The 21,479-nt window shown below is 52.9% G+C and carries 19 protein-coding genes; 4 read left to right on the forward strand and 15 right to left on the reverse strand.

Translation table 11 applies throughout. The annotated features are described in order from the left end of the window. Positions 1–24: 24 nt before the first annotated feature. The 4 genes from trmB to hpt form a co-directional block, all read right to left on the reverse strand. On the reverse strand, positions 25–696 hold the full coding sequence (gene trmB, locus G462_RS0103630; RefSeq protein WP_026957775.1) for a tRNA (guanine(46)-N(7))-methyltransferase TrmB: 672 nt from the start codon (positions 694–696) through the stop codon (positions 25–27). Beyond that, positions 696–1,469 carry an ABC transporter permease gene (locus G462_RS0103635; RefSeq protein ID WP_026957776.1) on the reverse strand — a complete coding sequence of 258 codons (774 nt, stop codon included), beginning with the start codon at positions 1,467–1,469 and terminating at the stop codon, positions 696–698. Before G462_RS0103635 ends, trmB begins: the two co-directional genes overlap by 1 nt. Continuing rightward, entirely contained in the window at positions 1,459–2,382 is a 924-nt protein-coding gene (locus tag G462_RS0103640) for an ABC transporter ATP-binding protein (RefSeq protein WP_026957777.1), read from the reverse strand. Before G462_RS0103640 ends, G462_RS0103635 begins: the two co-directional genes overlap by 11 nt. 153 nt (positions 2,383–2,535) lie before the next feature. Next, complete coding sequence (hpt, locus tag G462_RS0103645) at positions 2,536–3,066, reverse strand: hypoxanthine phosphoribosyltransferase (RefSeq protein WP_026957778.1); 531 nt, start codon at positions 3,064–3,066, stop codon at positions 2,536–2,538. A gap of 259 nt (positions 3,067–3,325) precedes the next feature. On the opposite strand from hpt, the gene G462_RS0103650 reads away from it, so the two are divergent. After that, positions 3,326–3,943, forward strand: a complete 618-nt coding sequence (locus G462_RS0103650) for a TetR/AcrR family transcriptional regulator (protein WP_026957779.1) — start codon at positions 3,326–3,328, stop codon at positions 3,941–3,943. A 196-nt stretch (positions 3,944–4,139) separates the two neighbouring features. On the opposite strand, the gene mpl is transcribed toward G462_RS0103650, so the two are convergent. Then, on the reverse strand, positions 4,140–5,489 hold the full coding sequence (mpl, locus tag G462_RS0103660; protein ID WP_026957780.1) for a UDP-N-acetylmuramate:L-alanyl-gamma-D-glutamyl-meso-diaminopimelate ligase: 1,350 nt from the start codon (positions 5,487–5,489) through the stop codon (positions 4,140–4,142). 138 nt (positions 5,490–5,627) lie between these two features. On the opposite strand from mpl, the gene G462_RS0103665 reads away from it, so the two are divergent. From G462_RS0103665 to G462_RS0103675, 3 genes are all read left to right on the forward strand, one after another. Beyond that, positions 5,628–5,867: a hypothetical protein gene (locus tag G462_RS0103665; RefSeq protein WP_026957781.1), complete on the forward strand. Its 240-nt coding sequence runs from the start codon at positions 5,628–5,630 to the stop codon at positions 5,865–5,867. Positions 5,868–5,946: 79 nt separating this feature from the next. After that, on the forward strand, positions 5,947–6,852 hold the full coding sequence (locus G462_RS0103670) for a hypothetical protein (RefSeq protein ID WP_051326503.1): 906 nt from the start codon (positions 5,947–5,949) through the stop codon (positions 6,850–6,852). A 313-nt stretch (positions 6,853–7,165) separates the two neighbouring features. After that, the gene (locus G462_RS0103675) at positions 7,166–7,987 is read left to right on the forward strand and encodes a TIGR03899 family protein (RefSeq protein WP_084404912.1); all 822 of its coding nucleotides are present in this window, start codon (positions 7,166–7,168) and stop codon (positions 7,985–7,987) included. Positions 7,988–8,013: 26 nt separating this feature from the next. Here G462_RS0103675 and G462_RS0103680 read toward each other — a convergent pair whose 3' ends face one another. The 10 genes from G462_RS0103680 to G462_RS0103725 form a co-directional block, all read right to left on the reverse strand. Continuing rightward, a complete protein-coding gene (locus G462_RS0103680) occupies positions 8,014–8,766 on the reverse strand; it encodes a phosphoadenylyl-sulfate reductase (RefSeq protein ID WP_026957784.1) in 753 nt (250 codons plus the stop codon). Beyond that, the gene (gene cysI / locus G462_RS0103685) at positions 8,759–10,468 is read right to left on the reverse strand and encodes an assimilatory sulfite reductase (NADPH) hemoprotein subunit (RefSeq protein WP_026957785.1); all 1,710 of its coding nucleotides are present in this window, start codon (positions 10,466–10,468) and stop codon (positions 8,759–8,761) included. Before cysI ends, G462_RS0103680 begins: the two co-directional genes overlap by 8 nt. Further along, positions 10,468–12,252, reverse strand: coding sequence for an assimilatory sulfite reductase (NADPH) flavoprotein subunit (locus tag G462_RS0103690; protein WP_026957786.1), 1,785 nt, complete (start codon positions 12,250–12,252; stop codon positions 10,468–10,470). Before G462_RS0103690 ends, cysI begins: the two co-directional genes overlap by 1 nt. A gap of 290 nt (positions 12,253–12,542) precedes the next feature. Further along, on the reverse strand, positions 12,543–12,998 hold the full coding sequence (locus G462_RS0103695; protein ID WP_026957787.1) for an acyl-CoA thioesterase: 456 nt from the start codon (positions 12,996–12,998) through the stop codon (positions 12,543–12,545). Between the two features lie 20 nt (positions 12,999–13,018). Beyond that, complete coding sequence (gene prsR / locus G462_RS0103700; protein ID WP_026957788.1) at positions 13,019–14,371, reverse strand: PEP-CTERM-box response regulator transcription factor; 1,353 nt, start codon at positions 14,369–14,371, stop codon at positions 13,019–13,021. Beyond that, positions 14,368–16,488 carry an XrtA/PEP-CTERM system histidine kinase PrsK gene (gene prsK / locus G462_RS0103705; protein ID WP_026957789.1) on the reverse strand — a complete coding sequence of 707 codons (2,121 nt, stop codon included), beginning with the start codon at positions 16,486–16,488 and terminating at the stop codon, positions 14,368–14,370. The genes prsR and prsK overlap by 4 nt, the downstream gene beginning before the upstream one ends. 20 nt (positions 16,489–16,508) lie before the next feature. Then, positions 16,509–17,570: an XrtA/PEP-CTERM system-associated ATPase gene (locus G462_RS0103710; RefSeq protein ID WP_026957790.1), complete on the reverse strand. Its 1,062-nt coding sequence runs from the start codon at positions 17,568–17,570 to the stop codon at positions 16,509–16,511. Further along, positions 17,571–19,052: an outer membrane beta-barrel protein gene (locus tag G462_RS0103715; RefSeq protein WP_169720135.1), complete on the reverse strand. Its 1,482-nt coding sequence runs from the start codon at positions 19,050–19,052 to the stop codon at positions 17,571–17,573. It abuts the gene before it with no gap. Continuing rightward, positions 19,012–19,920, reverse strand: a complete 909-nt coding sequence (locus G462_RS0103720) for an XrtA-associated tyrosine autokinase (RefSeq protein ID WP_026957792.1) — start codon at positions 19,918–19,920, stop codon at positions 19,012–19,014. Before G462_RS0103720 ends, G462_RS0103715 begins: the two co-directional genes overlap by 41 nt. Next, complete coding sequence (locus tag G462_RS0103725) at positions 19,917–21,479, reverse strand: XrtA system polysaccharide chain length determinant (protein WP_026957793.1); 1,563 nt, start codon at positions 21,477–21,479, stop codon at positions 19,917–19,919. The genes G462_RS0103720 and G462_RS0103725 overlap by 4 nt, the downstream gene beginning before the upstream one ends.

The raw sequence follows: 21,479 nt of genomic DNA on the forward strand, positions 1-21,479 counted from the left end.
TAAGCCGCTCGTTAAGACCGCTCTTTAAGACAAGGAGCTCAGGTCGCTGTCCAGTCGCCAAAGCGGTTGGCCGCTGGCCTGATACTTCTCTTCGAATGGGGTGATTGGCCGCTCGGGGTTGATCTGCTGCAGCGAAGAACTGTGGCCTGCTAGCTCAAGCGCTCGGGCAAACTCTTGCAGATACAGCGGCCAGTTGCTACGCATTTGTAGCTGGCCACCTAGCGCCAATAACGATGGAAACACCGCACTGCCATGCCAGCGTCGCTGCAGGTGTACCGACTTCGGCCATGGGTTGGGATAGAGCAAGTAGTGGTGGCTCAGCGTCCACCCCGCCTCTTCCGCCAAGCGCCATAAGTCGTTGAGGTTGACCCGAAGCAGCAGATAGTTCTCACCCTCGCTAGGAGTATGAGCATGATGGCGCGACAGCCGATGTTCCGACTTGTCCATACCAATCACCAGTGCCTCGGGGTGCAGCTCCGCCAGCCGGGCAGTGCTCGCCCCCACCCCACAACAGGAATCAAAGATCAGCGGCTTACCGGCACGCTCAACCTGTTGCTCCAATTGTTTGAATGCGGCTAACGAGTGCTCCTGATAAGGCTTACGGAAACGATGCGCAAGGTGGCGCTGCACCACCTCATCAAGACGCTCATGCAGGCCGGTTTGGTTAGATTCAACGTTTCTAGAGCAGGCGTCCATTAGCTGCGCAGCCCATAGCCGGTCTTAATCAGGTAAAGCGCCCACAGGTACAGGCCAACGATAAACGTTGAGATCATCGAATAGCTGGTCAGCAGCGAAACATCAGAGATCCCCAAGAAGCCATAGCGAAAGGCATTCACCATATACACGATGGGGTTGACCTTCGACAGCGTCTGCCAAAAGTCGCCCAATAGCGTTAGCGAGTAAAACACACCGCCAAGGTAGGTTAGCGGGGTCAACACGAAGGTAGGAATGATGCTGATATCATCAAAGGTATCGGCATAGATAGCGTTAATCAGTCCACCTAGGGCAAACAGCACCGAGGTGAGAAATACCGTTAGCGCAATCACCAATACGTTGTGTAGTTGCAGAGGCACAAAGAACAGCGAAACCAGACTGACAATCAGCCCCACCAGCAGCCCTCGAGCGACACCGCCACCGACAAAGCCCGCAATGATGATGTAGTTGGGGACCGGCGCCACCAGCAGCTCTTCGATATTGCGTTGGAACTTACAGCTAAAGAATGAGGACGCTACGTTACTGTAAGAGTTGGTGATCACCGACATCATAATCAGGCCGGGAACAATAAACTCCATATAGCTGTAGCCCCCCATCTCGCCAATACGCGAGCCAATCAGGTTGCCGAAGATGACAAAGTAGAGGCTCATGGTGATCGCCGGCGGCACCAAGGTTTGCACCCAGATACGGGTAAAGCGAATAATTTCTTTGCTGATAATGCTCTTCAGAGCAATCCGGTAGACACTAAGATTCACGGTTACGGCCCTCGCTCACCAATTCCACAAACAGCTCTTCCAAGCGATTAGCCTTATTACGCATACTCAGCACAGTAATGCCCTGCTTATCCAGCTCCTGGAACACAGCATTCAAGCCTTGGCTCTTCGCCACATCCACCTCTAAGGTATGGTCATCCACCATTCGGCAGGTAAAGCCTGCCAAGTTATCGATGTGCGAACCTGTTGGCAGGTCAAAGATAAAGGTTTCGATGTTGAGCTTGGATAGCAGCTGCTTCATCGAGGTGTGCTCGATCAGCTCGCCCTTATCGATGATGCCGATGTTGCGACAGAGCATCTCGGCTTCTTCCAGGTAGTGGGTGGTCAGAATAATGGTGATCCCCTGCTGGTTAAGCTGGGTGAGGAACTGCCACATGGAGCGGCGCAGTTCGATATCGACACCCGCGGTTGGCTCATCAAGGATCAACAGTTGCGGCTCGTGCATCAGCGCACGAGCAATCATCAACCGGCGCTTCATGCCGCCGGAGAGTTCACGGGCGCGGCTATTGCGCTTTTCCCACAGATCTAACTGCCCTAGGTACTTTTCGGCGCGCTGCAACGCAACTGTGCGAGGTACACCGTAGTAGCCGGCCTGATTAACCACGATCTGCAACACCGTCTCGAACTGGTTGAAGTTAAACTCCTGTGGCACCAGCCCCACTTGCGCCTTGGCCTGTTCCAGCGCTTGGTCGATATCATGACCGAAGATATGCACACTGCCTTCGGTTTTGTTCACCAACGAGGTGATGATGCCAATACTGGTGGACTTCCCCGCACCATTTGGCCCAAGCAGAGCGAAGAAGTCGCCCTTTCCCACTTTTAAGTCAAAGCCCTTAAGCGCTTTCACGCCCCCGCTATAGGTTTTTTGTAAACCCGATATTTCCAACGCGTACATAACAAACCCGCTAAAACAAAAAGTGACCCAGGCAGGTCACTTTTTCAATTGAACAGCAATCCCGTTATTTCCATGCCTGGTATCGATGCATCCCAACTTGCTTTTCTACCAGCTTAAGAGAGCAATACCCTGAAATATCACGGGGATAGACACTTAATCCAGTGGAATAACTTTACCGATATAAGGCAGGTTACGATAGATCTGATCGTAATCCAGGCCATAGCCCACCACGAACTCATCCGGGATAGAGAAGCCCACGTAGTCAACCGGCACTTCAACTTCGCGACGCGATGGCTTGTCAAGTAACGTGCAGATCTCTACGCTATGCGGCTCACGCAGGCTCAGCATCTCGCGAACCTTGCTAAGGGTATTGCCCGTATCAATGATGTCTTCAACGATAATGATGTCACAATCTTTGATGTCATCATCCAGATCTTTGAGCACCCGCACATCTCTGGAACTTTCCATTGCGCTTCCATAGCTGGATACTGTCATAAAATCCAAGGTTAAGTTACGCTCGATTCGACGCGCCAGGTCGGACAAGAAGATGCAGGAACCACGTAGCAAGCCGATGAGAACAAGCTTTCTATCAGACTGATATTTTTCGGTTATTTCTTTACCCAACTGTACGATACGCTCAGCAATAACTTGCTCGCTGATCATCTCTTCAATACGGTGTTTCATGTAATTGACCTATGGCTCTTAATGTGTCAGTAATAGCTGGTAATGAGAATACAAACTATTGATATCATTAAATATATCCAATTTAACATTAGATATTTATATCAATAACCTACAAATTTCTTCGCACTTACTCTATGATTCTCTAACAAAGGCGTAGACAAGCGTGCCTTCAGCAGTTAATCGGCACATTTTAGATTATATTTACCTTAAAAAGTAGGCGCCTTTGGAACGAAATTGGTAGCAAGCACGAGAGTAACATATGCAAACAAGTACTATTAGACGTCGCACCCGACTCTCACCAGAAGTCAGACGTAAGCAATTGATGGAATGCGCCATCGAAGTATTTGCCCGCCGCGGTATTGGTCGAGCTGGTCATGCTGAAATAGCAGAGCTCGCCACCGTGTCTGTGGCAACAGTTTTTAACTATTTCAACACCCGCGAGGACTTAGTCGATGCAGTGCTCTCTGAAGTAGAGCAGACGATGCAACAGCTCGTCGAAGCTGCCTATGCAGAAAACGACAGTGCCATGCAGGCGGTGCAAAACCACCTGTCAGCGCTGCTCGATATGACCTACGACCAACCTGATGTTATCCGCATCTGGCTGGAGTGGAGTTCTTCTGTTCGTGAAGACGTGTGGCCACGCTTTAGCGACATCTCCGGTAAGATCAACAAGCAAATCGGCGATGTACTACAGCAAGGCTTCGACAAGGGCGAGATCAGCAGCTCGCTAAACGCGCTGCAAGCCGCCCAAGCGATTAACGGTGCTATCTACCTGGGCGTGCAAATGAGCAACCGCCCAGATAAGCCAGCCAAACAGGAAGTTCTCGACTTCTTGGGCGACTATGTACAGTCGCTGCTGCGCCCACCTGCACACTAGTCGATATTGGACTAGTCATGAAAAAAGCCCTATTCAGGGCTTTTTTGTTTTAATACCAATCTGGATAAGTTAATGCTCAGATATTGCGCAGGCAAAATCATTGAGGACAAGGAGGCGCTTGCCGGAACTAGTGGACTAATTACAAAAGCGTTGACGCGGGCATCAATGATTTTAACCAGCAAGAATGATCAGTTACTTATGTAGATTGGTATAAAGCATCCACTAAACGACGATGCAGTCCGGCAAAGCCACCGTTGCTCATAATCACAATATGACAAGGCTCTGCCAAATCGTTGTCCAGCAAAGTACTAAGCAGCTCATCAACCGTTTCACTCACTTGAGCATTCGGTAGTTGCTCTGCAATCTCATGCATCCCCGCAGGCTCTTTGCCTTGATACAACAAGCACTCATCAGCCAGCGCTAAGCTTGCCGCCAGTCGGTCTTGGTGAACCCCCATCTTCATGGTGTTGGAGCGCGCCTCTAGCACCGCAATGATTTTGTCGCTACCCACTTTAGCGCGTAGCCCTTGCAAGGTTGTCTCAATGGCGCTGGGGTGGTGTGCAAAATCATCGTACACCGATACGCTATCCACTTGAGCCAACAGCTCCATACGTCGTTTCGGTGGGATAAAGCGGCTCAGGCTATCAACGGCATGCTCCGGCTTAACCCCAACATGCCGCGCTGCAGCAATCGCCATAATGGCGTTCTGCACGTTGTGTTCGCCGATAAGCGCCCAATCAACGATTCCCTGCAGCTCAGATTTAAGGAGGACCTTAAACTGCTGACATGAAGGAACTACAGCCTCCCAGGACCACTCCTTACCGCGATACTCACACTCCGTCCAGCACCCCATTGCCAGCACCTGTTCAAGCGCTTCGCAGTCGCCATCAGAGATGATCCTGCCGCTTTCCGGAACAATTCGAACCAAGTGATGAAACTGACGCTGAATATCTTTCAGGCTATCGAAGATATCCGCATGGTCGAACTCGAGGTTATTAAGCACCAAGGTGCGCGGTTGGTAGTGCACAAACTTCGAGCGCTTATCGAAGAACGCACTGTCATACTCATCGGCTTCCACCACGAAAAATGGCGTATCGCCATTGCGGGCTGACACGCCAAAGTTCTGTGGCACCCCGCCAATCAAGAAGCCCGGCGCTAGTCCGTTATCTTCGAGGATCCATGCCAGCATGCTTGCTGTGGAGGTCTTCCCATGAGTCCCGGCAACCGCTAGCACCCAGCGCTGCGGTAGAATATGTCGCTTAAGCCACTCCGGCCCGGAGCAGTATTCCAGCCCTCGATTCAAGACATACTCTACACAAGGGTTGCCACGGCTCATTGCATTACCGATGACCACCAGATCAGGAGCTGGCTCGAGCTGAGTAGGGTCAAAACCTTGGATGAGTTCAATGCCCAGCGACTCAAGTTGAGTACTCATGGGTGGATAAACGTTTTCATCACAGCCGGTCACGCGATGGCCCGCCTGCTTTGCCAGCATTGCCAAACCGCCCATAAAGGTGCCGCAAATACCGAGAATATGGATGTGCATACTGCTTACTCAGAATCAAATATGCGCCTAGGATAGCAAAACATTGAGGCCTGTTAACGAGAGAAATGAGCCACTTAGCGATATACTTCCCATAATCAGTAGTTGCTCAATTCAATCCACTAAACAGCGAGACAGCCCATGTATAGAACGATTATCAGCCTTGCGCTAAGTTCTGCGTTATTTGCTTGCAGCCAAGCCAGCAACGACCCTCAATTTGCCAGCGATGGCTACTGTGAAGAGCCCAGACCAGAGATCTGCACCATGGAATATGCGCCAGTCTGCGCAGTTGTAGATGGTGAGATGAAAGAGTACGGCAACGCCTGCTCGGCCTGTGCAGATCCTCAGGTTGAAAGCTTCCAAAACGGCAACTGCCTGTAACAATTTATTAACTTTTTTAGTTAAACATAATAATTACTGCTATTCATTAACGTAGACGTAGTGTGAGAATGAGGTGTCTATGTTAGCGAGAGTGTGTAGTGTACTCGTCAGCCTTTGGCTGGTACCGTCTGCGATGGCCATGAGCGAGCAAGAGCAAACCTTGCCCTTTCAAGGTAATTGGAGTTGGACTGACAATCGGGGTGCTCTCCGACAGTCCCAGATAGAGATCAACCAAGACATGCGAACCGAGGCCGAACAAGAGCGGATTAAAGTCAGCTTCAGCCTCGCCTACCCCGTTCAAGCACTCAGCACCTACCTAACACCCCGCCTAAACTATGCGGTCAAGATGATTCGACGTCATCAGCAGGTCTCACAAGAACACTTGGTGGAAGCGTTAAGAAAAGACACCGTCGATCTGAACGACCCTGCGGCGATGATGATGTGGGATGCCTATGAGCAGTACAAGCAAGATGCTTATCGACACCTGATTGTGAAACCTTGCCAACACCCAGACCATGCCGCATTGCCCTGTGTTCGCCCAAACTACTCACAGCTGTTCTACCTAAACAGAGGCCGTTTAGGCGGGCTAGCCCAGCAACTGCACTCGCCACTTGGGCCGAGTTACTCCTTGGAGAACGCTAAGGCTTGGCTCGGTAACATCCCCGAGCGTGAAGAGACCCGCCACGATTTTGCCAGCCCCTTGAATGTGCTAACCAGTAACTCTGCAGATAGCGATGAGCGCGCCTTATTACTGGCGGTACTGATGAGCCGTATGGCACCGGGTTATACCATGCATATGCTCTATCCGGAGGGAAGTATCGGCAGCGTCTCGCCGGCTTGGCTAACCATTGATGCCAGCAGTGGGATTGAGGGCGTAACGGTTATCATCGACGAGCGCCCACATACGGTGATCTCAGGCCCCCATGAGCAGATCCAACAAGCCCTGTTGAGTAAAACCAAGCTGGTGAGTGACGCTTTATACTAATGGCGCGGGCCGTTAAGCCGATAAAAAAAGAGGCGCTTTGCGCCTCTTTGTGTTTTTACCTTGGATTCACTGGGTCGAACCGGCTTTTCAGGGGGAAAAACTCAGTCAAACATTGACATCAATAATAATAAGCTTGCAATGTAGAGACCCATAAGGACCGTAAGAGACTTGTGGCGCCGAGTCCACAGCTTGATTCGTCGGAACACAATAACCCCCAGCGTTTCTCTTAACCTTAAGTTAACATTTTAAATACAAAAAGCAAGCAAACAGCTGCGACAAGCAACGGTAAATGACTCTTTAGGGGACTAACTCAATGGCGAAAACGCCCAATACAACTAGCAGTAAGAAGCGAAGGATAAACGTTAAACAACAGTTGCAAGAAGTTGCCCACAAACGCGGGATCGACGCCTTGCTGCAAGAATCGAAGCCACACTCCAGCTTTGCTCAGCGCGCTGAGTATCGTGAAAAGCTGGAGCATGCCCGCGAGCAGCAAAACCTTGAGCGCATCAGCGCCTTGGCAATGAAACAAGCCAGCGACCAAGAGATTGGTAACGAGCCCGATGCCGACTGGATGACTGAGTTTCTGCGCTTAGCCTCCAAGACCCAAGTGCCCGCCATGCAGCAGCTATGGGCCAATATCTGGGCGGAAGAGCTGCGCCAACCCGGTAGCTTCTCGGTCAAGGCAATGCAGACGCTCAAACAGATGACCCAACGTGAGGCTCAGTGGTTTCAGCATGCCTGTGAGATGACCTGTCAGGTTGGAGGGGAACTAAACCGTAAGATTGTGACCGGGGTGATGCGACCGCCTGCGGCCATGGGCTGGGTGAGGCCAAAGGTGGAAAAGCTCAACCTAGGCCAGTTTCGTCTGCCCTACCACCATATTCTGCATCTGGCTGAACTCGGCCTTATCTACGATAGAGAGCTGGAGTTTCGCCCCAACTCAAGTCAGGCAACCTATTTGAGCATCAATGGCCGCAGCCACGCCATGCGTCCGCATAGCAAAGGCTGCCGGGTAACCTACTACCGCTTCACGCCAATGGGCGATGAGCTGGCTAAACTGATTGGCGATCAAGCTGACAACGGATACTGCCACCAGCTGCTTGGCCTGCTAGAGCACTTCTTTGAAATGAACTAGCCCGCCAAGTTCCAAAAGAAGCGGTATTAGATGCCGCTTCCTCCCATCTCTTCATGAATACCGCATTCGCGAGTCAGGCCAAAGAAGCGGGTTTCCTCTTCACTCATGCCGAGCTGCAGCGGCTGCGAGGTTTGCACATCACCCACCGACACATAGCCTTGCTCCCATAAAGGGTGGTAAGGCAGATCGAACTCTTTTAGGTAGTAGTGCACGTCTTTGTTCGACCAGTCGACGATCGGCAGTACCTTGAAGGCGCCATTTTGCACCTGAAGTACTGGCAACTGAGCCCGCGAGCTCGATTGCGAGCGACGCAAACCTGTAAACCAAGTCTGCACCCCCAGCTCATCAAACGCGCGGCGCATCGGCTCAACCTTGTTCAGTTGGTTGTAGCGTTTGATGCCATCTACGCCTTCCTCCCAAAGCTTGCCAAAGCGCGCCTCCTGCCAGGCCGGTGACATCGACGAACGGTAAACCTTCAGGTTCAGAGTTAATCTCTCCCCCAGCTCATCGATAAAACGATAGGTTTCAGGGAACAAGTAGCCAGTATCGGTTAGCACCACCGGAATGTCCGCTTGAGCTTGGGTCAGCAGATGCAAGCTCACCGCCGATTGGATCCCGAAGCTGGAAGTCAGCACCCGCTGTGGTGGAAGGTGTTCCACCGCCCACTCAACCCGCTGCTGAGCACTCATCTTCTCCAACTCTAGATTGACATCCTGTAGCTCGGCGGCGCGAGCCTCAGGAGAGAGCTGGAGGAGCTCATTCAAATTCAGATTAGTCATAAAAGTCCCTTACACTGACTTTCACTTCTTTAACAATGCCGGCACGGATAACGTAATCACCAAAGGCTTCACCCGCTTCGCGCTGCTTGGCCCATAGGCCAATTAGCTCGTCCAGTTCAGCCAAGATCTGCTGCTCACCGATGTTCTCGCGGAACATCTTCGGCACACGGGTTCCGGCGCGGTTACCGCCCAAGTAGAGGTTGTATTTGCCCGGGCCTTTACCGACCAAGCCAGCCTCGGCCAACATGGCGCGGCCACAGCCGTTGGGGCAGCCCGTCACGCGCAGGATGATGTTCTCTTCTGCGGCTAAGTCATGCTTCGCCAGCAGCCCTTCAACCTCAGTGACCAGTCCAGGCAGATAACGCTCGGCCTCAGCCATAGCTAGAGGACAGGTTGGGAAGGCCACACAAGCCATCGAGTTCACCCGCTGCTCGCTGTGGCTTGGGTCAATCAGACCATGCTGCTCTGCCAAGGCTTGGATCTTGGCCTTTTGCGCCTTACTTACGCCAGCAATCACCAGGTTTTGGTTGGCGGTCATGCGGAAGTCGCCCTTGTGGATCTTGGCGATCTCAGCTATACCGGTTTTCAGCGGCTTGCCGGGGTAATCCAGCAGGCGGCCATTTTCGATAAACACGGTCAGGTGATGCTTACCGTCGATGCCTTCCACCCAACCGATACGATCACCACGCTCGGTAAACTCATAGGGACGCGAGACCTCAAAGGCCACCTCAGCACGCCTCTCGACTTCACGCTTGAAGGTGTCGATACCGACACGGTCCAAGGTGTACTTGGTCTTGGCATTCTTACGGTTAACCCGGTTACCCCAATCACGCTGGGTAGTTACCACTGCCTCGGCCACAGCCAAGGTATGTTCCAGCGGAATAAAGCCAAAGTCATCAGCACGGCGTGGGTAGGTAGAAGTATCACCATGGGTCATCGCCAAGCCTCCACCGACCAATACGTTAAAGCCCACCAGCTTGCCGTTGTCGGCAATCGCAACGAAGTTCAGATCGTTGGCGTGCACGTCCACATCATTCTGCGGAGGAATGACCACCGTGGTTTTAAACTTACGTGGCAGATAGGTTGAGCCGAGGATCGGCTCTTCATCGCCGCCTTCGAGCTTCTCACCATCTAGCCAAATCTCGGCATAGGCACGGGTTTTCGGCAGCAAGTGCTCGCTGATCTTCTTGGCCCACTCGTAGGCCTCCTGATGCAGCTCGCTCTCCACCGGGTTGCTGGTGCACAGCACGTTACGGTTTACGTCGCCGGCAGTGGCGATAGAGTCGATACCGATGCTATTCAGAGTCTGGTGCATCAGCTTGATGTTCGGCTTAAGCACACCATGGAACTGGAAGGTCTGACGGGTAGTCAGACGGATCGAACCATACATGGTCTTGTCATCGGCAAACTTGTCGATGGCCAGCCACTGCTTAGGAGTGATAATGCCACCGGGCATACGTGCCCGAAGCATCACGTTGTGCAGCGGTTCTAGTTTTTGCTTAGCACGCTCGGCGCGGATATCTCGGTCATCCTGCTGGTACATACCGTGGAAGCGGATCAGCTGGAAGTTGTCGGCGGTGAAGCCACCTGTGATCCGATCTTGCAAGTCTTGTTCGATGGTACCGCGCAAGAAGTTGCTTTCAGATTTAAGCCGCTCGTTATCAGCCAACTTGCCTTCAACGATTAATTTGTTCGCGCTCATTAATACACATCCTTCTGATAGCGCTTCGCGGTGCGCAATGATTTCAAATACTCTTCTGCTTGCTCGACGCTCTGTTTGCCATACTCGGCGATAATCTCCAGCAGCGCTTGATGCACATCTTTGGCCATACGGTTGGCATCACCGCAAATGTAAAGGTGAGCACCGCGCTCCAGCCAAGCAAACAGCTCTTCGCCTTGCTCGCGCAAGCGGTCTTGCACGTAAATCTTCTCGGCTTGGTCACGTGAGAATGCCAGATCCAAACGCGTCAGCAGGCCGGACTTCAGATAGCCCTGCCACTCCACCTGATAGAGGAAATCTTGGGTGAAGGTTTGGTCGCCGAAGAACAGCCAGTTGTCGCCCTCGGCATCCTGAGCATCTCGCTCTTGCATAAAGGCGCGGAACGGAGCGATACCAGTTCCTGGCCCGATCATGATAACCGGCGTAATAGGGTCAGCGGGTAGACGGAAGTTGTCGTTATGCTCAACGAACACCCGCACATTTGCAGCATCTTCAGCACGCTCGGCCAAGAAGCCCGAGGCGCCGCCTAAACGGCCCTGCTCGCCCTGTTGATAGCGCACCACACCCACAGTGAGGTGAACTTCGCTATCCACTTCGCTTTGGCTAGAGGCAATCGAGTAGAGGCGAGGGCTCAGCTTGCGCAGTGCATCCACCAGCTGTTGAGGGTCCAGCTTGGCCTTCTTCTCCAGCAATACATCAATCACCTGATGATTGGCCGCATACTCACGCAGCGCATCTTTATCGGCGCAGATCTTTTGCAGCTTTTTGCTGTCTGACAGCTCAGCCCAGAACTCAACAAAGTTGCCCGGGGTTTGGGTCAGCTCTAGTTTAGTAATCAGCGCTTGCTCCAAAGACAAGGTCTCTTCACCGACACTCACTTCGCTGGCAGCGTCTAACTCCAAACGCTGCAGGATCTGTGCAACCAAGGCAGGGTCATTGTCAAACCACACACCCAGTGCATCACCCGGCTGGTAGGTCAACCCAGAATCACCCAAGTCGATTTCTACGTGGCGCACATCTTTAGCCGAATCACGACCGGTAATCTTCTGTGAAAGGCCCAGCTCAGCTTCCAACGGATTCTTCTTGCTAAAGTTATGGCTGCTGGCACCGGCAACCGGCAGCGTTACCACAGAGGCAGAGGCCTGTTCTAAGGTTTCCTGTACTTTAGCTAGCGCGCTCTTACCCCACGCTGCTGCGTCGTCATCGTAATCCACATCACAGTCGACACGCGGCACCACACACTCGGCGCCTAAGGCGGCCAAGCGCTCATCAAAGTCTTTACCGGTCTGACAGAAAAACTCATAGCTGGAGTCACCCAAGGCCAGCACGCTGTATTTCAGGTTCGGCAGCTTAGGCGCTTTTTTCGATGCCAAGAATTCGTGGAAGGCCAGTGCGTCATCGGGTGGCTCACCCTCGCCGTTGGTACTAGACACAATCAGCAAGTGAGTCTCTTGCTTAAGGTTTTTCGGCTTGTAGTCAGCTACGTTAAACAATTCTGCGCTGATGCCTTGTTGCTGAGCGCTATCAAGTAGCTCTTCGGCCACGCCCTTGGCGTTACCGGTCTGTGAGGCATAGAGAATTGTCAGTTTGGAAGCTGGCGCTGCTGCAGGCTGCACTGCCACATCGGTATTTTGAGAAACGCCATAGAGATAACCACTTACCCAAGCAGCTTGCGCTGGGCTAAGTTCGGCGGTGGCCTGTTGCAGTGCCTTGAGCTGAGGCTCGCTCAACGGACTGGCTAACGGTGATAGATCCTTTAACAACATGGTTTCGGTCCCAGAATGAAATTAGCCCTAGTTTAACCAAGTGATATAGGACGGAATAAAGAATAAAACGGGCTGTTTTATAACCGATAGGAATATATTTCGATCACTCGTTCAGGTATGAAGCGCAGATTGAGGAGCGATGTGTTCGACCAATGGAGGAAGCGGCACGTGGCCTTGGTAGATATAGGGCCTGAGTGAAAGAGCAGGGGCTCAATCGACTACTCCCGCTCAGCATGGCCGGGTATCACTTTAGGCATAAAAAACGGGGCGCAAAGCCCCGTTAGTCAAGGTTAACCGGCTTGGCGGTCTTCCAGCTTGCGCGCCCGGCGCTTCATTGCAGCTTGATAGCGGCGCTTGGCCGCTTCAGTTTTTGGCTCGAGCGGCGGCACGGCAACGGTCTTACCCTTTTCGTCCACTGCAACCATGGTGAAGTAGCAAGAGTGGGTGTGGCGCTCTTCCTGAGTTTTCAGGTTTTTGGCGACCACCCGAATCCCCACTTCCATGGAGGTATGGCCGGTATAGTTCACCGAGGCCGAGAAGGTGACAAACTCACCAATCTCCACCGGGCTCTTGAACAGTACCTGATCCACCGACAGGGTCACTGCATACTGACCGCTGTATTGAATGGCGGTGGTGTATGCCACTTCATCGAGTTTCTTAAGCATGGCGCCACCATGCATCTTTCCGGAAAAGTTGGCCATCTCAGGGGTGACCAAAATATTCATCTCAGTTTGAGATTTATCCATTACTGCCTTCTTAAATTCAATTACCGCTGCAGGGCGTACTTGTCCATCAACGCATAAAGTGTGGGACGCGTCACACCCAGCAAATTTGCTGTATTAGACACGTTTCCATCGCTTAAGGCCAGTGCTTTCAGTACTGCCTGCTTCTCTGCCTGCTCCCGCACCTGACGCAGGTTGAGCGCCATTTTCGGTTGCTCTTCATCACTTTGTAGATTAAGTGCTAGGTCGTCGGCAGTGATGAGTTTGCTGTCGGCCATGATTAAGGCTGACTTAATCTTGTTCTGGAGCTCACGAATGTTGCCCGGCCAGTGGTAACTGCTCATGGCGACGATGGCATCTTCTGAGAAACCAACCACATTGCGCTGCATCTGCCGGTTAAAGTTGTGCAAGAAGGCGCGCGCCAAGATCACCACGTCTTCGTCACGCTCACGTAGAGGTGGGATATTGATGGTCATCTCGCTGATACGGTAGAACAAATCCTCACGGAAGGCCTTTTCCTGAACCATCTGAGCCAGATTTTGGTGAGTCGCGCAGACAATCTTCACATCCACCGCGATCTCTTTACGTCCGCCCACCCGCTCAATCACTTTCTCCTGCAAGAAGCGCAGGATCTTAGCTTGTAGCGGGAAAGGCATATCACCAATCTCATCAAGGAACAGAGTGCCGCCGTTGGCGCACTCAATCTTACCCTCGGTGGTTTTATGGGCGCCGGTAAAGGCGCCACGCTCAAAGCCGAACAGCTCACTTTCCAGCAGATTTTCGGGGATCGACGCACAGTTGATGGCAATAAAGGGCTGATCTTTGCGCGGGCTTTTCTGGTGAATCGCACGCGCCAACACCTCTTTACCGGTGCCACTCTCACCCAGCAGCAAGGTGGTCACTTCGGTGGGAGCGATCCGTTCGACCATGCGACTGACCTTCTGGATCTGCTGAGAGCGGCCCAAGAAGCCATTTTCATCCAGTGAGCTTTGCTTGAGCGCTTCGTTCTCGAGCTCAATATTGGCAACGAAAAAGGCCCGCTGGATAATCACCGACATGGTGTCGTCATCGATAGGCTTTTGATAGAAATCGTGGGCGCCCATGGCAATCGCCTTCAGCGCATTATCTTTGTCCTCGTTGCCGGTAATCACGATGATCTTGGTAAGCGGCGCAAGCTCGAGGATTTCTTGAAGGGTAGCTAGCCCCTCGCTGGCATTGGCAGGATCCGGCGGCAGGCCTAAATCCAGCGTCACCACCTTGGGTTCATGGCGGCGCAGCGCGGCAATGGCGCTGCTGCGATCCTGCGCCATCACGATTTGATAATCGCTGAAGCTCCATTTCATCTGCTTTTGAATGCCCGGGTCGTCTTCCACGACCAGCAGTATTTCCTTTGTCATTCTCGCATTTCCTTTGCAATAGGACGTTCGCTATTAACGGGACGTTCGCTATCAACAGAACGCTCGCTATCAACATTACTTTGTGGGAGGTGGAGAGTAAAGGTTGAGCCCTCCCCTTCCTCGCTGACAACATCCAGGCGTCCACCCAATTCTTGGACATAGCGCTTCGCATCGTAAGCGCCAATCCCCATCCCAGCATTGCCCTTGGTGGTATCAAAGGGCTTAAACAAGCGCTCGGCGATAAACGCCTCAGACATGCCGATGCCATTGTCGGTGATGGCCAAGCGAAAGTAGCCAGGCTCTGCCGTATCCACCGAGATCACCACCCTTGGCTCACTCTTGTCCGAAGCCAAACAGGCATCCACCGCATTTTGCAGCAAGTGAGACAATACGTTACTAAAGCGTTCTCGCTCGCACTCAATCGGCATCAAGGCACTGGGGTTGCACGCTAAGCTAACATTCACCGCCCCCGATTCACGCCGGCTGATCACCTCTTTGACGAGCTCACATAAGTCGACCCGCTCCAGAGCCTGCTGATGATGGCGCTGATTGCTCAAGTGGGCCACTACTTTGCCCAAGCGCTGGGCGGCGGAGTCCACGGTGCTGAAGGCGTCGTCGATAAACTCCGGGTTATCGCGGTGCTTAAGCGCATTCTTGCTGAGCAGTTGCAGCTGAGCCAAGACGTTTTTCAAATCATGCACCAAGAACGCCGACATTCGGTTAAAGGCATCGAACTGCTGACTCTCGGCCAGCGCCTGATGAGCATGGTGCATCTGCAAGAACAACCCAAGCTGATAGCTAATTGCCCGCAGCAAGTCCCGGTCTTCCCAGTTGATCCGCTGAGTCGAGCTTGGTGGCGATAAGACAAACGCCCCCTCGAAGCCAGCGCTGGTCTTAATCGGTACCACCAAGGAGAATTTCTCGAAGCTCTGCAGGTCTTTGGCGCTAACCGATTTGGGCAACAAATCGTTATTGGAGCGCAGCTCACTTAAATCGATGATCCAGTTTTGATTCAGCGCCAACTCAGCAAAGGCGTCTAGTACCCGCAACGCCTCTTGGTCATCTTGACGGGTGTTGTAAGAGGCAACCACTCGAAACTCCCCCTGCTCTTTGAGCGCCAGCAAGGTATAGCTACAACCAAAGGGGCGATTGATCGCCTGCAAAGCCACGTGATAAGGCGACTGCGAGCCCTCTTCCAGCACCGCTGCAAAGTCCATCCACTCCTGACGATACTCGTACTTATTAGCAAAAAAGTGCTTGGTGATCTGTACCTTGACCTTCTTGCGGAAGCTCTCTGATAAAAACAGGCTCACCAGTACCAGACCGCTCAGCGCAAAAAATGCGAGTTGCGCCCAGGAGCCCCACGCACCGCCCACGTAGCGGATGTAATAGCCCACCAGCGCCATCATCAGCAAGTAGCCACCCGCAACCATTAGCAGTGTGCTGTGATAGACCACATCTCGGGAGACGTAGAGCTCGGTGGACCAGTTTTTAACCCGGCGAGCGCTAAGTAGCACCAGCGGCACCGAGATCATCGCAAACACCCCTTTCAGGCTCCAAAAGGCCAGTGGAATGCGCGCCGTCAGCATGGCCTCGGCATAAAGGGTAAAGTCAAACGCAAACAACAGGCCTAAGCCTAAACACAACGGTTTGGTAGCGCTGCGTATTGAGGGTTCAACGCGACGATACAGCTGCTCAATCAGCCACAGCCCCACCACACTTTGTGCCAGTTGCACCACTAGCCACACCCATTGCCCCGACGAACCCAGCTGCAGGTTAAAGGCTTGTAGCAAGGCCACCAACAGCGCAATGCTCACCAGCCGTTGGCGCTTGCTGCTGTAGGAGTTAAAACGCATCACCCACAGCGACGGCGAGGTCGCCGCTAACAACAGCACAAACCAGCCGAGGTTTCGTAGGGTTTCGGCCGCCATCACCAAGTAAAGAGGCGCGCCCCAAGCTAGCTGCAACAAGGCCAGCACGGCCCATAGCAGGCTCAGTCCCACCGCCAGCAACAGTGCCTGCTGCATACGCTGAGGCTTCACCGTCAATAGCAGTGCGCCAAAAAACAAATAGAGCAGGGCCGACAAGGCAAAGCCGGCCAGTCCGAGTAAAACCACGTGAGTGTCCTATGCTGTGCTTAGGCTTCCGACTCGCTGTCGGTTTCCACCAAGCTGTTGCGCTTTTTCTCGATCATCTTGTCGAGGTAGCGAATGATTTTGATCTTACGTAGCACCACTTCTTCCAGATAGCTGGAAACATCCAACAGGTTCGCTTTTATCCGGTTGCTATCGATATCGCCGATTGGTGCTTGCTCGCCGAGGATTTGCTCCAGCTCGTTGTTGGCTGCCGACGCAACTGGCTGCTCGGTGCTTTGCTGATTCAGCGAGCCACTGAGCTCACCGCCCATCTCCTCAGCAACCGCTTCTACCGCCTGCATGGAGATGGTGTGCAAATCCTCCAAAAAGGCATACAGGAACAAGCGATCGGCAAAGATATTGATCTTACGCGGGATGCCTCTGGTCAGCTCGGAGATCTTGGGGAAGATGTCCTCATCTAACTTGGGGTTGTCCTGCCAGCCCACCTGCTTGAGGCGGTGCTCGATGTAGCCCTGAGTCTGCTCGCCATCGAAGGGCTTGAGATGACAAGAGGCGATAATACGCTGGCGAAACTGCTCCATCTCCGGCAGCTCAATAATCGGCTTGAGCTCCTCCTGGCCAAGCAGAAAGCTCTGGAACAGCGGCTTATCGTCGAGCTGAAAGTTCGACAACATCCGCAGCTCTTCAACCGTTTCGGCGGGCAGGTTCTGCGCCTCATCCACCACCAACAATGCTCGTTTACCTTGCTGATGTAAGGTCAGTAGGTACTTCTCAAAGCGCTTGAGGATCTCGGCCTTGTTGAGCCCTTCTACGTCAATGGCAAACTGTGCCGCCACCAAGCGCACCAGCTCTTCTGGGTTCAAACGGGTCGTGGCGATTTGCGCGGCCACGATCGAGGCATCCACCGAGGCTAGCAAGCTGCGCGCGATGGTGGTCTTGCCGGTACCAATGGGCCCGGTGACCACGATAAATCCTTCGCCCTGAGAGAGCCCATAACGCAAATAGGAAATAGCCCGCTCATGGTGCGGGCTGGCGAAGAAGAACTTAGGGTCAGGGCTTAGCTTAAACGGCTTGTCACTAAGCCCAAAAAACGCTTCATACATCTAGAAATTCTTCCTTAGCTGCACGGACAGGCGATTTTCTTGATATTCACGGCTGCTGACGTTCGATGCACGATCGGAAAACGCGTAGCTATAGACCAAGAACAGCTCTTCAGCAATCCGCTGGTCGAAGCCAATGTTGAAGCGGTAGTAATCATCGTCCTGCTGCTCAACGGTTTGATTCTCCAGCTCGTAGCGGTCGTAATCGGCCCCTACTCGTGCGGTCCAGTCGCGGGTTAACTGATGAGAGATAGACAGACCAACCCCGTAGTTGATGTTCTCTGAATTGATTTGATCGCCACTTAGGCGTTTTTGCCTCACGTGTCGGCCGCTAAACGTGTAGGTGGTGCGTTTAAGCGCCAAACTGACACTGGCATTTAATGAGCGACGCAGGCTTAACTGGGTAATATCATCACCATCGGTGAAGAACTCACGGTCAAAGCTGACCGGCTCTTCGTTGTAGGAGAACGAGGTGGTCAAACGGCGTTTACGATGCTGGAATGAAAACTCATAGGCATCACCAAAGAAGCGTTGGCCATATTCCGCATACAAGGTGGTTCTGGAGGTGGGAGCCCAACTCAGCGCAGCCCCCACATAATCGTCGTTGTCGTTATCATCACGGGTAAAGTTGTAGCTCAACTCCAAATAGCTATTGCGGCTAGGGTAATAACGCACAGCAGGCCCCCAGCTCTCTTGCTCTCCCAGATCATCGTTGGCTTGCACGCCTTGGAAGTAACTTTCGCCAACCACCCGAACGAACGGACTCCAGCCCCTGATTTGCTGCAGGCCGAGTTCGCCCTTGTATTTCACGCTTTCAGTCGCTTGGTCGCTATCGCGGGCTTCCCGGTAGACATAGTTGCTGGAGAGATCCCAGAACCACGTCTTGGCCTTGCTGCCATTATTGACCGACAGGTTGCCGGAATAACGCTGGCTATCACCGGAGCGTTCATCGTCGTAATAGTTGAGGCCGGCTCGAGCGCTGGCTCTGACATCCAGCCATCCGCGCGGATTAGACTCAAACTCCAATCCCGCATCGACATTACTTTGCTGGACCAGATCGCCACTGACCACATCACTCAGCGGGTTGCTGTTGAAGTTATTGGGAAGGGTTGTCATGCCCGCATCCAAGACTGCGGAAACGCCACTGTTTCCCAGTCCTTTACGCGAGTTAAAGTCGAGTTCGTGGTAGAGCTGGTTCTTGTCCGAGTCGTAGGAGTAAATCGCCTGCTGGGCGAGGTAGTCGAGCGCTAGCTCACCGTCGTTTCCGGTGATGGTTGAGTTGAGGCCTGCACCAATGATGAAGACCTGCCCTGACTCTTTGTCGGCACTGCGATTAACGTTATCGCTATGGATCGCTTCAGCAGAGGCCAAGGCCCCTACCTTCACATCAGCAGCAACACCTGCTACCGAGTAACCACATGCTAATAACGCTAAACAAACCCGACTAAGCGCTATCTTTATCCTCATATCCGTAGCCGTATCCATAGCCATATCCGTATCCATAAGAGCTTACCGAGCCGCGCACCGCTTTGTTCAGCACAAAGCCGATAGCAATTTCATCCCCAAGCTGACCCACCGCTGCATTCACTGCAGCCAGTTTTGCTTTGTCTTGTTCAACCACTACCACTGCTTGTCCTATAAAGTTCGACAGCACAACCGTCTCATTCACCCCTAGAATCGGCGGGCTATCAAACAGCAGGATCCGGTCGTTGTAGCGGCTACTCAACTCTTGAGTTAGCGCAATCATCCGCTCACTGGATAACAGCTCGTTACTCAAGTGGTGAGGGCGACCTGCAGGCATAATCCGCAGGTTTGGAATGTTGGTGGAGTAGATGATGTCGCCGACATCATCGGTCTCTCCCAGCAGGTACTCCATCAGCCCGGTGTGCTGACCCAGTTTTAACACCCGATTGATACTGGGATTGAGAACATCGGCATCGATCAACAGCACCGTTTTGTCTTTTTCCAGTGCCAGACTCAACGCCAAGTTGATCGAGGTAAAGGTCTTACCCTCTTTCGGGTTGGCGCTGGTGACCATAATCATGTTGCGCTTATGCTCTGGGATCAGTCCTCGGTCTGAGGCGTTCTTCAGCAGCTTGCGCTTGACGCTGCGGTACTCATCACTGGTCAGGCGGGTCTGCCGATCGCGAAGATCGGAGATCAGCCCCTTCTGCTCGAGCAGCTGTGGGTCGATGTGCAGCACAGGCTTATCGCTGCTTGATGCCGCAGCGCTATCAGCGGCAGACGCAGCACTAGCTGCTTGCTCAGGCGCAGACTGCTGAACCGTCGCTTGCTGGGCTGCCCCAGCTTGCGCCTGTTTAAGCTTGTCCATCGCTTTTTCAATCGTACTCATAGCAAGCTTATCCCTTCTACACTTTGCAACACCATCTGATGGAGATTGGGCACTATGTTCACGGCAAACGCTAGCGCAAACAAACATAGCAATACGAGGTTAGCGAAGAGAAACCAGTTGGTCTTACGCCGCTCAATCTTCTCCATGCCTGAAGCTGCAGTGGCCGTTACCACCCCTAAAATGGGGAAGCCAGTTTGCTGATACAACTGGCGAACATTGGTCACCACTGGGTTGATTTGACTGACCAAGAACGACACACCAACTCCAACGCCAATGCTGGCAACTAATACGCCGACAATTAACAGCGGACGAGGCGGACCAGAGGGCTTATTCGGAACCAGCGGCGGGTCAATCACCCGAAACTTAATATCATCGGTGGTCTCACCCACGCTTTGTGAGATTAAGGCTTGCTCACGACGAGCCAGCAGCTCTTCGTACTTGTTCTTGGTGATCTCATAGTTACGGTTCAGACCTGTCAGCTTGGCCTCCACATCCGGTACTTGTGCGGCTTTGGCTTCCCACTCGCTCAGCCGTGATTGGAAGCGGTTCTCACGAACCCGCAACGACGCGAGCTCGTTCTCCAGCTGGCTAACATTTATCTTCAAGCCTTGATAAATAACCGAATCCTGCAGCAATGCCGCGCTGGCAGTCGTTGAGGTCATGGCTAACTGCTGTTGCTCTCTAAGCGCGGCAATCTGACGGCTCATCTCAATCACATCGGGGTGGCGCTCGGTGTAACGCAGATTAAGGTCATCGAGGCGAGATTGCAGCGATAGCAGACGGTCGTCATACTCGGTTTTGATCCGTTCTCGTGCCTGAGCAACGATAGCCTCTTCAGACGATAGCTGAGCCCTGGCAGAGGCGAGACGGGTTTCCACCTCGCTGACCTGCAAGCGGGTCTCTTCTAGCTGATTCTTCACGCTTTCCAGGTTCGAGTAATAGCCGCGCTCACTACCAGGCAACAAGCCAGCATACTCTCGCTTGAAGTCGGCTAAGCGCCGCTCTGCTTCACTCAAGCGGGCTTCATACTCTTCGATTTGCTGGTTGATGAACACGGTGGCTTGGTCCGAGTCCAAACGTTTCGCACCCAAGGTGTTCTCAACAAACACATCCAGCACCGCCTGCACCACGCTTTGAACTTGGGTGGGCGATGAGCCGGTAAACTTGATAGTAAACAAGCGCTCACGGTCAGCTTGGTTGATACGAATATCATTTTTCAGGCTAGCATAAAGCTCAGATAGCTCTTGATTGGTACCAGCGTAGATATCTGCATCGCTGGCTCGAGCAATCTTCTCCAGGTTGTTACGGCTTAGCAGGGTTCGCACCTCCAGCGCCAACTCTTGCCCCGGATCGGTGTCCAAGGCTAAGCCCCTTAGCAGGGGCTTGAGCATGGAGCGAGTATCGGCGTAAACCCGGGCCTCTGAGGTATATTGGTTGGGCATCATGGTCACCATCACCCATCCGATGGGGCAAAGTAACCAAGTAGCGATTAGGATATAACGACGCTTAAGCCACACCCCTTTGAGGTAGTGGAGCAGATCATCCAATTGTTCTTGCAT

It is taken from the genome of Aliagarivorans taiwanensis DSM 22990 (assembly GCF_000429505.1).
GTDB classification, from domain to species: Bacteria; Pseudomonadota; Gammaproteobacteria; order Enterobacterales; family Celerinatantimonadaceae; genus Aliagarivorans; species Aliagarivorans taiwanensis.

Excerpts from the sequence above, each read along its gene's own strand:
- trmB (WP_026957775.1), bottom strand. The coding sequence starts at position 696 with ATGGACGCCTGCTCTAGAAACGTTGAATCTAACCAAACCGGCCTGCAT.
- G462_RS0103640 (WP_026957777.1), bottom strand. The coding sequence starts at position 2,382 with ATGTACGCGTTGGAAATATCGGGTTTACAAAAAACCTATAGCGGGGGC.
- hpt (WP_026957778.1), bottom strand. The coding sequence starts at position 3,066 with ATGAAACACCGTATTGAAGAGATGATCAGCGAGCAAGTTATTGCTGAG.
- G462_RS0103650 (WP_026957779.1), top strand. The coding sequence starts at position 3,326 with ATGCAAACAAGTACTATTAGACGTCGCACCCGACTCTCACCAGAAGTC.
- mpl (WP_026957780.1), bottom strand. The coding sequence starts at position 5,489 with ATGCACATCCATATTCTCGGTATTTGCGGCACCTTTATGGGCGGTTTG.
- G462_RS0103665 (WP_026957781.1), top strand. The coding sequence starts at position 5,628 with ATGTATAGAACGATTATCAGCCTTGCGCTAAGTTCTGCGTTATTTGCT.
- G462_RS0103670 (WP_051326503.1), top strand. The coding sequence starts at position 5,947 with ATGTTAGCGAGAGTGTGTAGTGTACTCGTCAGCCTTTGGCTGGTACCG.
- G462_RS0103675 (WP_084404912.1), top strand. The coding sequence starts at position 7,166 with ATGGCGAAAACGCCCAATACAACTAGCAGTAAGAAGCGAAGGATAAAC.
- G462_RS0103680 (WP_026957784.1), bottom strand. The coding sequence starts at position 8,766 with ATGACTAATCTGAATTTGAATGAGCTCCTCCAGCTCTCTCCTGAGGCT.
- cysI (WP_026957785.1), bottom strand. The coding sequence starts at position 10,468 with ATGAGCGCGAACAAATTAATCGTTGAAGGCAAGTTGGCTGATAACGAG.
- G462_RS0103690 (WP_026957786.1), bottom strand. The coding sequence starts at position 12,252 with ATGTTGTTAAAGGATCTATCACCGTTAGCCAGTCCGTTGAGCGAGCCT.
- G462_RS0103695 (WP_026957787.1), bottom strand. The coding sequence starts at position 12,998 with ATGGATAAATCTCAAACTGAGATGAATATTTTGGTCACCCCTGAGATG.
- prsR (WP_026957788.1), bottom strand. The coding sequence starts at position 14,371 with ATGACAAAGGAAATACTGCTGGTCGTGGAAGACGACCCGGGCATTCAA.
- G462_RS0103710 (WP_026957790.1), bottom strand. The coding sequence starts at position 17,570 with ATGTATGAAGCGTTTTTTGGGCTTAGTGACAAGCCGTTTAAGCTAAGC.
- G462_RS0103715 (WP_169720135.1), bottom strand. The coding sequence starts at position 19,052 with ATGGATACGGCTACGGATATGAGGATAAAGATAGCGCTTAGTCGGGTT.
- G462_RS0103720 (WP_026957792.1), bottom strand. The coding sequence starts at position 19,920 with ATGAGTACGATTGAAAAAGCGATGGACAAGCTTAAACAGGCGCAAGCT.
- G462_RS0103725 (WP_026957793.1), bottom strand. The coding sequence starts at position 21,479 with ATGCAAGAACAATTGGATGATCTGCTCCACTACCTCAAAGGGGTGTGG.